The organism is Corallococcus sp. AB011P, assembly GCF_003611605.1.
GTDB lineage: Bacteria > Myxococcota > Myxococcia > Myxococcales > Myxococcaceae > Corallococcus > Corallococcus coralloides.
Window position 1 is genome coordinate 560601 of sequence record NZ_RAVX01000005.1, and the last position, 12975, is coordinate 573575.

Here is a 12975-nt window from a genome sequence, read left to right on the forward strand (position 1 = left end):
TGCACGGAGGAGGCGGAACGCTTCACGCCATGTGGGGGAAGGCTTGTCCCAGGTTGTTCTCGCGCCTGATGCGGTTGTGCCCGTAGCGGTCCTCGCCACTCACCAGCACACAGCCATAGTTCGCCGCGTCCAGATCGAAATCCCCACCGTGCGCGCGGAACTTGCGCTCGTACGGATAGACGCGCACGTCCGTGGATGTGTAGCGGCTGGTGATGGCGAAGCGGGTCTTGCGCTGGGTCGAGTTGGGATACGACGCATGCACGCACTTGGCCGTGAAGATGACACACTCGCCCGCTTGCATTTCCATGGCAAGCGCTTGGCTCTCATCGGGCATCCACTTGGGGTCGACCTTGAACTCCTGGAAGTCATAGCCGAAGAAGTCGCTCTTCGCCTCGATCGAGCGGTACGCGTCGGTGCGCCCCTGGGTCACGGCCTTGGACTCGTCGTAATAGACCTTGTTGTGACTGCCGGGCAGGAACTTCATGCACCCGTTCTCGCGTGTGGCCTCCGTGAAGACTGTCCAGACGGTGATGTCCAGATGGTCGTCGGCCCGTCCCTCCAGGGGCTCGAGCATCGGCACGCCAGTCGCGTAGCGGTAGTTTGCCACCTGATGCCACTCGGTCCCTACCGCACCGGGAAACTTCGGGAAGAACTCGGTGCGCCAGCCCAGGAGGTTCATGCCCAGGATGCCGCGGACGCGACGAACGATGCCCGGGTGCCCGATATGCTGCGACAGCTCGGGGATGTCGAAGTGCCGATCGTAGTTGACGTCGTTTTTGTGCAGCATGTTCGTCCGGTCCGCGTTGCGCATCCGGATGGTGTGCAGCAGCTCGCGAGCCACCTCGGGCTCGTAGAGCTTGAAGGGACCGATCACCCCATCCCGCTTGAAGCGGGTGATTTCCTCTGGGGTCAACAGCGTGTCAGAAGCGGTGTTCATGGGGTTGCCTCTAAAGACGCGGCCTTTTGAGGGACGCGGTTGGACAGGTACGACGCGATCTCTTGATCAATGAATTCCGCATCACGGCCGACGCCGCCCAACAGGGAGGAGTCGAAGTGGTACTGCCACTTGAGACCGAGGAAATAGAGACCAGGCGAGTTGGACACGCCCCGCTGGTGCGCGGGCGCGCCCTGCTCGGTGAAGACCGGGACCTGGACCCAGGGGTAGTGGGGCCGGTAGCCCGTGGCCCAGACGATCGCGCCGAAGCGGTGCCGGGTGCCGTCGGCGAAGTGGACCTCGTTGCCCTCCACGGCCATCACCCGGGACTGAAGCTTGATGCCGTGCTCGGCGGCGAGCCGCTCCGGCGAGGTGCCGATGACCTCGTCAGGCTGCTGCTTCATGCGGCTGCCCAGTCGCGAGTCGGCGGTGACCCGAGGGAGGCCGAGGAGATGGGACCACCAGAAGAGATCCCGCCCGAAGATGCGGCGCCGCAGCCACGCCGTGCGACCCAATGCCAGATGGACCTGGTGGACCCGCGCCAGGTCCTGGGCGATGCCCGCCCCGGAATTGCCGCAGCCGACCACCAGGACGTCCTGGCTCCCGGGAATCTGCTGGGGATTGCGGTAATTCTTGCTGTGCATCTGGACCACCCGCTCATCCACGCCGCGCGCCGCGTCTGGGATACGGGGCTCATGGTACGGACCGGTGGCGATTACCACCGCAAGGGCTTCGAAGACTCCTTGATTGGTCTCGATCCGGTAGACGTCTCCCTCCCGGCGCAAGCTGCTCACGTTGTGCTGGGTGCGGACGGGAATGGAGAACTTCTGTGCGTAGCGGGCCAGGTAGTCAGCCACCTGATCCTTGGTGGGGAAGGACCACGCAGGCCCTTCGAAGTCCTGACCGGGCAGATTGTTGTACGGGCACGGGGTGATGAGCTGCAGCGACTCCCAGCGATTGCGCCACATGTGGCCGACTTCCGAACCACTGTCGAGGATGATGTATCGCTGGCCGCGTCGTGACAGGTAATAGCCCAGGGCCAGACCGCTCTGGCCTCCGCCAATGATCACGACGTCTGTGCGATGCGTGGAATGTGCTTGGGTGAAAGAAGTCATCTCAGTGCGTCTGCTCGCCAGGTGTTGGTTGTTCTTCAGGGTTGCTGCTGAGGGATGCCCGCATCTAACAAGTTGAGCCGCATGCGCTTGTCCGGCTGTAGGGACGTTCGCCCCGGCACTCGAGGAATGTGGCCCTCGACGAAAACAGGTGCGGGTCTTCTTGCCGGAGGTTCTCGAGGACGACCTGCACGTCAAACCAGTCCATGCCGCGCATGCGCGATCTGATTCAGACGAGGGGATGCCTCGGTGTTTATTTGTCTCGGAGTGCCGCGCCTAGCCGCTTGGCCAACGTGGCGACGTGAGGCTCGCCTAGAATTGAATAGTGGTTGCCGGCAATGCGGTGATGCTTGAGGCTGGAGGTCAATCGCTTCCAGGGAGCGACCCGCTCGCGCTCCTCGGAATCGGCCGCGTCCAGAAGCAAGACGGGGGCTCGCACGGGGGTCGGGGCATACGCATCCATGGCCGCGCTGTGGCGGACGAATACGCGGTACAGGCGCTCGAGTTGCTCGGCTGTGACGTCCTGGGCAATGGCATTCTTGGCCTTGGCCCGCTCAAGCACCGCGGTCAACCGGGCGGCATCATCAAGGTGCTCGAGTCCACTCAGGTCGAGGTCGCAAACACGGCTGCTGGTCGCCAGCAAATCCCGCATGAACCACGCCAGGAGTCCGAGGCCGTCCAGCATGGTTTTGCGGCCTGGCACAACGCTGTCAATGAGTGCGAGCAGTTCGACTTCATCTCCCTGCTCCTCGAACACCCGAGCCATCTCCAGCGCGACCAATCCACCCATGGACCAGCCGCCTAGCAGATAAGGCCCTCGGGGTTGGATTCCGCGCATCGCGTCCACATAGATGCTGGCCATCTCCTGCAAGCTGTCGAGCGGCGTCTGCTCACCGACGAAGCCGCGCGCTTGCAGTCCATACACCGGACGCTTCGGCGAGATGGACGCGACCAGGGCGCGGTAGCAGAAGACGTTTCCACCGACGGGGTGCACCAGGAAGAGGGGGCGTTCGGAGCCCTGCTTGCGCAGCGGCACCACGGGCGACCAGGCCGGAGCGTTTGACACGGCCGCCGCGCCGGAGACGTGCGCCGGGTCCGCGCCCTCCAGCGCCGCTTGATGGAGCCGCTCCGCTTGATGGGCCAGCGTTGGTCCCTCGAGCAGACTGGACAAGGGCAGCTCACGGCCCAGCTTCGCATTCACCCGCGCCAGGAGGCGGACGGCCGCGAAGGAATGGCCGCCCAGTTCGGCGAAGAAGTCGTCGTGGATTCCGATGTCGTCGACGGCGAGGACCTCGCGCCAGATCTCCGCGAGGGTGTGCTGGAGCGGCGTCTGCGGCGCGACCCTCTTGGCTCGGCGAGCGACGCCGAGCACAGCGTCGGGGGTGGGCAGGGCCTGGCGATCGATCTTGCCATTGGAGGTCAAGGGCAGCTCGGACAGCAGGACGAACTGGCCCGGGACCATGTAGGCCGGCAACTGGGTCGCGAGGTGCTTGCGCAGGGCCTCGGTGTCTACGGCGGCGGGTGTGTCTCCGGGCTCCGTGTCCTGGCCCACGACGTAGGCGACCAGACGCCGCTCTCCACGGCTGGGACCGTAGGCGGAGACCACGCAGGCCTTGACCCGCGGGTGCTTTTCCAGACTGGCCTCGATTTCGCCCAGCTCGACGCGATACCCCTGAACCTTCACCTGGTGGTCCGCGCGCCCGAGGAACTCAATGTTGCCATCCGACAGGTAGCGGCCGAGATCTCCAGTGCGGTACATCCGCTCGCCGGTCACAGGGTGATGAATGAAGCGATCCCGGGTCTTGTCCGGATCCGACAAGTAACCTTGGGCCAGGCCGATGCCGGCGATGTAGAGCTCGCCCTGGACCCACGTCGGCCGTGGACGCAAGGCGGCGTCGAGCACGTGAAAGCGCTGATTGTCCAAGGGGCGTCCATAGGGAATGCTCTGCCAGGACGGATCCACGCGATCGATGGGGTGGATGATCGACCAGATCGACGCCTCGGTCGCACCGCCCAGGCTGGCCACCTGACATCGCTCCGTCCGGGCTTGGATTCGGCCAGGCAGTGACACCGGAATCCAATCGCCGCTGAGCATGACGACCCGAAGGCTCTCGAGGGGCGCGGCGTGCTCCTGCTCCTCCCGATCCACCAGCAGCTGCATCAGCTGGGGAACCGAGTTCCAGATCGTCACCCGGTGCTCGTGGATGAGCCGGGCCCAGTGCGCGGGCTCGCGGGCCTGCGCGGCATCCGGAATCACCACGCTGCCGCCAGCGGCGAGCAGTCCGAAAACATCATAGACCGAGAGGTCGAAGCTCAGCGACGACACCGCCAGCACCCGATCCTCGGGCCCGACGTTGAAGCGCCGGTTGATGTCGAGGACCGTGTTGACCGCACCGCGATGGTCGATCATCACTCCCTTGGGCACCCCGGTCGAGCCCGAGGTGAAGATGACATAGGCGAGATCGGACGCGGTCTGGGTGAAGGGTAGCGGCGTGGCGTCACCCGTCTCGGATTCACGCGCGACCACGAGGCGTGGCAAGTCTTCAGGCCATGCCACCGTGGACTCGAGTGCTTGCTGCGTGAGGATCAGGGCCGCGCGGCCATGCTGCATGAGCGTGTGCAGACGCTCTGTGGGGAGGGAGGGATCAACGGGCAGGTACGCGGCGCCCGCGTGGAGGACTCCCAGCACCGCCACGAGCTGCTCCCAGCCCTTGTCCATGCTGATGGCCACGAGCTGGTTCGGGCCCACGCCGTGGGCGCGGATGCGGTGGGCCAGCCGGTTGGCGCGCTCACTGAGCTCGCCGTAGGAGATGACCCGCTCACCCGCGATGATCGCGGGGTGTTGGGGACGCTGGACCGCTTGTGTCGCGAAGAGCTCGTGGAGCATCTCGCGGGCCTGGGGCTTGTCCGAGGCATTGGCCCGCGTGCGAGCGTCGAACTCGGAAGGACGAAGCTCGACGGGCCTGACCTCATCCCAGCCACGGCCCTTGGCGAGCTTGGCCAGCAGGTCGGTGAAGATCGCGAACATGGACGCGGTCAGGCCGGGCGGGAAGATTCCCTTGCGCACATCCCAGTGGAAGCGCAGGCCCGCGCGGGACTCCATCACCTGATGGTCAATCCACACATGGGGGGTTTGCAGCCGGTTGCTCACCACCGTGAAGAAGAGCGCGTCCGACTCGACCTCCGCGGCGGACATATGGAGGCTGCTGGCCAGGACCACGGGCATGGACGACGCCACGCTCGAGCCCCGCTGCCGCGCCAGCTCGCGAACGACCTGGATGCCGCTGACCTGCGCGTGCTCCATGTCGCTCCACAGCCGTGTCTGCAGAGCGCGCACCCGCTTCTCGAAGGGCAGGGGCTCGCGGTTGTCGACCTCGAGGAGGATGGTGGTGCTGAAGTTGCCGACCACTTCTTGAATCCGCGGATGCCAGGACGGCCGGTTCTGATAGAGCAGATTCAGCGTGAAGTGCGGGCTCTCGCAAAACTCCGTGATGGCTTCGGCATAGACGGCCGTCACCAGCGCCGCCGGCGTCAGGCCCGCGGCACGCGCCCGCCGCTTGAGGGCATCCCAGGCGGCCCGGGGCAGTAGACCCTCATGCCGCATGAACGCCGTTCCTTCGTCCCGCGCTTCCTTGTCCTGGGCGCTGTTGGCCCGGGGAAGGCTCGGCGCCAGAGGCAGCGTGGCCAGGCGATCGCGCCAATAGGTCTCGGCGCGCTTGAAGGCCGCGGTCGCGCGCGTCTCGCTCAACGTGTTCACGTAGTCGCGGTAGTCGAAGCCGACAGGCGGAAGGTCGGCGTTGACGTCGCGGTACATCTGGTCGAGGTCGCGGATGAAGATCCGGCCGCTCTGCAGATCGCCGAGCAGGAGAGGAAAGCCCAGGTGGATGCGGTAGCGCCGGGCGTCCAGCCGATGCACGCGCAAGGCGAGAGTAGGCCAGGTGTCGGGCGACAAGCCTCGGGATGCGACTTCGATCTCGGTCCGTCGCAGCGTGGCCGAGCGCTCCTCCTCCCCCAGGGCACGCAAATCCACGCAGTCGATGCGGAACGGGGGCGTCTGGGACAGCACCTGCTGGAGGCCATCCTTCCGGATGACCGCGCGCAGCATGGGGTGCCGCTCGATGACCTTCTGAAAGGCGCGCTCGAAGCGGTCGACGTCGAGATCCAGGATCTCGTGCTCAAGATAGGCCACGCCCGGCAGGCCGCCACCGGACAGCGAATCGGACTGGCCCAGCCAGTAGGCCTGCTGCAGTTCAGTGAGATCGAAGGGCTCGTGGCGATGGGTGGGGTCGGGCCGGATGGCGACCGCCCCCACCTCGTCCGGCGCCGACGCCGATTCGCTCTTGGACTGCTTGTCGGCGATCACCCGCGCCAGTTGCCGGATGGTCGGGGCGTCGAAGAGCACGCCGAGGGACAAGTCCACGCCGAAGCACTCGCGGATGCGCGCGACCATCCGGACGGCCGACAGCGAATGGCCCCCCAGCGTGAAGAAGTCTTGATCCGCGCTCACGGTGGGAACGCCCAGGAGCTCCAGCCAGATGTCGGTCAGGGTGGATACCTCGCCCTGGGCCGTCGTCTGGCCCAAGCCTGTCGAACTGGCGCGTTCCGTTTCCTGGGCGGGGGCCGCGCGGCCCGCGTCCTCACGACCGTGCTCCAAGAGGTCGAGCACTCCACCGGAGCGATACCGGCCGAGCGCTCCAGTGCGATAGACGACGCCCGGGCCGAAGGGGTTGGGCATGACCTGCTCGCCCACCGCCACGCCAGTCACGCCAACGAGGATCTCCCCCACATGCCCCTCGGGTGCTGGTCGGCCGCGGACATCGACGACATAGACCTCACCCGAGACCGTCGCGCCGTGGGGGGCCACCGTGTCGGCAAGGAGCGCGGAGAGCGTGTCGCGGAGGCCCTCCGGCGCGCGACGGGGCGTGGCATGGGCCTGGAGGAAGGCCACCTCCGCTGCCGCGTCGCGCAGGGGCAGGTCGTGGACCTGCGCGTTGGCATCGCGCACGAGCGCGCGGAGCATGACGACGAACTGGTTCGCCAGCGTCTCGAGCGTGCCCCGGTCGAACAGCTGGCTGTTGTAATCCCATGAGATGACGACCTCGCCGTTCACCTCCATGATGTTCGGCATCAGGTCGTAGTCGACATATCGCGGGCGGAACTCGAGCTGCTCGACAGCAAGCCCTTCGAGCCGCGGAAGGTCGACCCGGTCCCAGTTGAAGGCCACCGAGAAGAACGGGGCGCGGCCGGACCCGGTGCTCGACATCGCCTTGGCCACGAGCGCGCTGAAGGGATAGCTCTGGTGGTCGTAGGCATCCAGCAGCGTGGCGCGCAGGCGGTCGAGGTACGTGGCCACGCTGTCGCCCAGCTCGAGCCGGCTCACGATCGGATACACGTTGGACAGATAGCCGATCATGGTCTGGCTTCCCTCGCGACCACGGCCACCGAACGGTACGCCCACGACCACCTGGTCCTGCCGGGCAACGCGATGCAAGAACGCGGCGAACGCGCCGAGGACGACCATGAAGTAGGTGCTGCGAATCTCCTGGGCGAAGCCCTTGAGTCGCGTGAAGAACGCGGCCTCCAGCGTGAGCGTCACCCGGTCGCCGTCATATGTCTTGATCGGGGGCCGACGGCGGTCGGTGGGCAGCTCCAGCACGGGCAGCTTCGTGCCGATCACCTGGAGCCAGTATGCCTCCTCGCGGGCATAGTCAGCCTCCTGGTGCTGGGCGAGTCTCCAGTGCACGTGCTCGGCGAAGCTCGGGGCCGGAGGCAGCTTGGCGGCCTTGCTCGCATCCGCATAGAGCGCGGCGAGCTCCGTCAGGAGGATGCCGACCGAGACCCCGTCGCAGACCAGGTGATGGCTGGTGAGCACGAGCACGTGCTCGGTCTCGGTGAGCTTGACCACCGCCAGCCGCACGAGCGACTCGTCAAGTTCGAAGGGCCGCTCGGCCTCGTCCGCCAGACACGCCTCCAACTGCCGCGCACGAGGCTCGGAGTCCAGGGCGGACAGATTGATGATCGGGACCTCACTCACGCCTCGGGCCAGCACGGACTGGCTCTCGCCATCGTCGGCGAACACGATGCGCAGCGCTTCATGACGGGCGATGACGGCCGCGTAGGCGCGTTGCATCGCCGCGACATCGAACGGACCGGTCAGGCGCAGTACGATGGTCTGCGCATAGGCCATCAGGCCATCCGCGCCCATGCGCGCGAGGAACCAGAGCATGCGCTGGTCCCCCGTGAGGGGGAGGCGAAGCGCGATTCGCTTCCCTTCGTCTTCGTCCGCGCTGCTCGCGGGGACGGCGGTCTCAGAGGCCGGGGCCGAGCTCGGACGGCCCGCGGAGCTCCTCGCGCTGGGCATGACGATGGGCGCCGTCGATGTGTACGTGAGGCTGCTGGGAAGCGCCTTCTTGGTGGGCTTTCGGTAGCGGTCCTTGAGCTCCCCGAGAAAGCGCAGGTGGCTGCGCACATAGTCGTGCTCGACGCCGAAGTCGATGAAGCAGGCGAGCTCGTCCACCCCCGCCGCGACGAGCTGATCGACCACGGCGGCCGTGCTCTCCACGGTTCCGATGAGCGCGTTGCCCGACGCATAGCGGTTGTAGGCCGCGTTGAGCAGGAACGCGCGGTCCTCGGGGGTCAGGGTGTCGAAGTCCGCGGTGAGGCCCTGCTCGCGCACCATCTGCTGGAACAGGCCGAGGGACGAGGCGAGATAGCGGCCAAAAGGCGCTCGGGCCTGCTCGCGCACCTCGTTCAGCTCCGCGCCCACCAGCGTGTGCAGCAGCACGGTGACGTGGCCCCGGTTCGGATCCAGGCCGACCTCCGTGCGGGCCTGCCGGTACGCCTGGATGTTGTCCGCGATGTCGGAGATCTTCTGGCCGATGAGGTTGGTGAGCACGCCGAGGCCGAGCCGGCCCGCCATGGACCAGGTCTCGCGATTGCCGAGCGTGGTGAGCCACAGGGGCAGCGAGGCGCGGGTGGGGCGAGGGAAGATACGGACGGGGACATCCTGCCCGTTGGGGCCGGAGAACGGCACTGCGCTGGCGCGCCAGAGGTGCTGGAGCGCGCCGAGGCGCTCGACCATCACCTCTCGCTTGCGCTCCCAGCTCTCCGGGTCGAGCACGAAGTCGTTGGCGTGCCAGCCGGAGGCCAGCGCGATCCCCACGCGGCCCTGGCTGAGGTTGTCGAGTACCGCCCACTCCTCGGCGACGCGGATGGGATGCTGAAGGGGGATGAGCACGCTCGCGCGCAGATCGACCCGCTTCGTCCTTTGTGAGAGCGCCGCCGTGACCACGGAGGGGTTGGGCGAGAAACCGCCGAACGAGTGGAAGTGCCGCTCGGGCAACCACACGGCCTGGAAGCCGTTTTCATCGGCGAACTGGGCCCCGTCGAGCAGGAGTCTGTACTTGTCCGACTGGGCGTCCTCGGCGAGGTCGCCAAAGTAGTAGAGGGAGAAATCGATGGTGGAGCCGTCGGAGCGGCGAGCGGTGTAGCTGTCGTCGACGATGGGCGCGGGCATCGCGCGCGGCGGAGGCTTCGTCCGCGATGGCTCGGGGGCGCGTGCGGCCGGGCTGCCCTCATCCTGGCGCATGGCCCGGCCGAGGAGCGAAGCGCGGCCCGCGTCTCGCGGCGACGGGACCGCGGGGGCGACCGGGCTGGCCGTGGTCTTCGCGCCCGACGAGGCGTGTCCGGCCGAGCCGGAGTCCGGACGCCCCGAGCCTCCGCCGGGTCCTTCCCGGCCGGGCCAGAACCCGCCGGCCTTCAGCTCGCTCACACTCTCATGGACGGCCTGGATGATGACATCCATGTCCTTGTCGTCATGGGCGGTCGAGATGAAGCAGGTCCGCCCCTCCCACACGTAAACGCCCTTCTCGATGAGGTGGTAGAAGAAGAGGTCGAGCTCGATCGGCTGGTAGACGAAGCTCAGGTTGCCCGACTGCGCGAAGCGGAAGAACGAGCCGAAGTTGACCGCCATGAGCGGCACCTGATTGTTCGTGAAGACCTCGTTCAGGATCTCCATCAACCGGTCGGCGCGCTGGTTGAGAGCTCGCTGCAGCTCGCCGCCCTGGCGCAGCATCTCCGTCAGCGTGGCGTGACATGCCGCCATGGCCAGCGGATGCATGCTGAAGGTGCCGGCGGTGTACGTGGTGTTCTCCTGGGGCGCGCTGTCATCGCCGTAGTTCCAGGCGCCGCCATCGACCCGGTCCATGATCTCGTGCCGGCCGGCGATGACGCCCAGGGGGAGTCCGCCGCCGATGATCTTCCCGTAGGTCACCATGTCGGCCTGGACGCCGAACCACTCCTGTGAGCCGCCGAGGGCGATGCGGAAGCCGACCAGGATCTCATCGAACACGAGGAGGCTTCCCGTCTCGCGGGTGACCTCGCGCAGGGCCTGCAGGAACTCGGTCGGGTGCAGGTCGGGACGGCGGTTCTGGACCGGCTCGACAATCACCGCGGCGAGCTCGTGGCCGAGCGCGCGGATGGTGTCGATGGACCGCGGGTTCGCGTAGGGCAGCACGATGACGTCATCGATCATCCGCTGGGGCGTGCCGAGCGTCATGGGCCGCGCCGTGGCGCCGCCACCGTCGATATCGGGCGTCACCATCGTGGCATCGAAGTGTCCGTGGTAGGCGTTCTGGAAGACCACCACCTTGGAGCGGCCCGTGGCAGCCCGCGCGATGCGCATCGCGGTCATCACCGCTTCGGTGCCCGAGTTCAGGAACAGCACCCGGTCCATGCCCGTCACGGTCGAGATCAAGCGGGCGCACTCACCCGCGAGCTCGCTCGCGGGGCCAATCTGGTAGCCCTTTTCGAGGCGAACGGCGAGGGCCTCGCGCACGAAGTCCGGGTTGTGTCCGAACAGCGTGGCGCCAAAGCCCATGGCGAGGTCCACGTACTCGTTGCCGTCCAGGTCCCGGATTCTCGAGCCCTTGGAGTCCGTGGCGACGATGGGATACGTGAGCTCCTTGGTCTCCAGCCGGAAGCCCGACGAGGACCTTCGGGTGTTGACCAGCTTGCCGCGAGTCGCGGCCGCCAGCTCCTTCGAGCGGCCCGTCTTGCTCGTATAGCGCGCAGTGAAGCGGGCCAGATACTCGGCCTGCTCGGTCGTGAGGCGGCTGGCCGGCGGGCGCGGCGTCATCCCCGGGGCGGCCGCGGGCTTCGTGTTTCCAAACCGGGGCGGCTGGTAGGCGCCGGTTGCCGTGGGCGCGGGCGCACGCGTCGGCGCGGGGGCCGGTGCGAACGTCCTGGCGGGCTTGGGGGCTTCGGGCACGACGGCCTGCTGGGGCGCGGCGGGCGCCGGAGTGCCCATCCGCGGGGCCGGGGGCGCCGGAGCACGGACCGGCTCGGCCGCGGGGATGGCCGGCCCGCTGTGCCTGGCGGCGACGCCGTCCGCCACCGGTGAGGTCGCGACCAGGTGGGCCGCGATCTGGTTCACCGTGAGATGGACCTCGAACAAGTCACGCACGGACATCCGGACCTGCCAGATCTCCGCCAGCTTCTTGAGCGCGGACACCATGACGAACGAGTCGGCGCCCAGCTCGAGAAGCGGCGTGTCCTGGTCGAGGCGGTCGGCCTCCGTGGACAACTGTTCGGCGAACAGCGCACGGACGGCGCGGGCAGTGGCGGCAACGGCGGTCGTGCTGTCCGGAGTGGCTTGGCGGGTCTGCGCGTTGACTTGCATGGTGTCTTTCTTGCTCTCTACGAAGGTCTTGCTGGCCCAGAAGCGAGTGCGCTCAAAGGGGTAGGTGGGCAGGCTCGCCCAGCGCGGCGTCTTCCCCGGGAACAGGCCCTTCCAGTCGAGGTCGAGGCCGAGGGCGTGGAGGGAGGCGGCGGCGGAGCAGAAGGCGCGCTCAGGGTCGGAGGAGTCGAGGGAGGGGATGCAGGAGAGGCCCTTGGAGGCGGAGCGCAGCAGGCCTGTGAGGACGGGCCTGGGGCCAATCTCGAGGAAGTGGGTGAACTTCTTGGCGACGAGGGCCTCGAGGCCCTGGCGGAAGAGGACGGGCTGGCGCAGGTGGCGTGCCCAGTAGTCGGGGACGAAGAGGGAGGGGGTGGCGAGGGCGCCAGTGAGGTTGGAGGCGAGGGGAAGGGAAGGGGAGTGGTGCGGGAGGCGGGAGGCAGCGGAGGAGAGGGCGGCCATGGCGGGAAGCATGGCGGCGGAGTGGAAGGCGTGGGAGACGTGAAGCGGGCGGAAGGAGAGGTCCGCGGACTCAAGCAGAGGCAGGAGGCGTTCGATGTCGGGGAGGGGCCCGGACAGGACGCAGGCCTCGGGGCCGTTGTCGGCCGCGAGCTCGAGGGAGGGAAAGGAGGAGAGGAAGGGGGCGAGGCGGGAGGGGCTGGCGAGGACGGAGAGCATGGAGCCGCCGGGAGGCAGCGAGGCCATGGCGCGGGAGCGGGCGAGCACCAGGAGGTAGGCGTCGTGAAGGGAGAGGACGCCGGCGAGGTGGGCGGCGAGGTACTCGCCAATGGAGTGGCCGATGAGGGCGGAGGGGGAGACGCCGAGGCTGAGCCAGAGGCGGCTCAGGGCGTACTGGAAGGCGAAGAGGGAGGGCTGGGCCAGGCCCGTGTCGCGCAGGGCGGCGTCAGGGGAGTCGAAGACGAGGGAGGTGAGGGATTGGCCACCGGTGGAGTCGCGGTGCAGGGCGGCCAGCTCGTCGAAGGCGGAGCGGAAGGAGGCGAAGCGCTGGTAGAGGGCGCGGCCCATGCCGGCGTACTGGGCACCCTGGCCACTCAAGGCGAAGGCGAGGCGGGGGCGGCCGGAGGAGGGGGCGCTGCCGCGCAGGACGGAGGAGGAGAGGCGGCCGGAGGCGAGGTCGAGCAGGCCCTGGGCGAGCTGCTGGGAGGTGCGGCCCACGACGGCGCCGCGCTCGCGGAAGAGGGCGCGGCCGGTGCAGGTGCTGTAGGCCCAGTCGCGAGGGCAAGCGGAGCCGGAGG

The 12975-nt window shown here is 67.8% G+C and carries 3 protein-coding genes; all 3 read right to left on the reverse strand.

The window, feature by feature from the left end; genetic code table 11:
- Positions 1-22 precede the first annotated feature (22 nt).
- The 3 genes from D7X30_RS18030 to D7X30_RS18040 all read right to left on the reverse strand — a co-directional run bounded on the left by D7X30_RS18030 (position 23) and on the right by D7X30_RS18040 (position 12895).
- Positions 23-937 carry a chlorinating enzyme gene (locus tag D7X30_RS18030; protein ID WP_120564153.1) on the reverse strand — a complete coding sequence of 305 codons (915 nt, stop codon included), beginning with the start codon at positions 935-937 and terminating at the stop codon, positions 23-25.
- Positions 934-2049 (reverse strand): NAD(P)/FAD-dependent oxidoreductase, encoded by a 1116-nt coding sequence (locus D7X30_RS18035; RefSeq protein ID WP_120564154.1) that lies wholly within the window; start codon positions 2047-2049, stop codon positions 934-936. The genes D7X30_RS18030 and D7X30_RS18035 overlap by 4 nt, the downstream gene beginning before the upstream one ends.
- Before the next feature lie 250 nt (positions 2050-2299).
- Positions 2300-12895, reverse strand: coding sequence for a non-ribosomal peptide synthetase (locus D7X30_RS18040; protein WP_147443226.1), 10596 nt, complete (start codon positions 12893-12895; stop codon positions 2300-2302).
- Between the last annotated feature and the right edge of the window lie 80 nt (positions 12896-12975).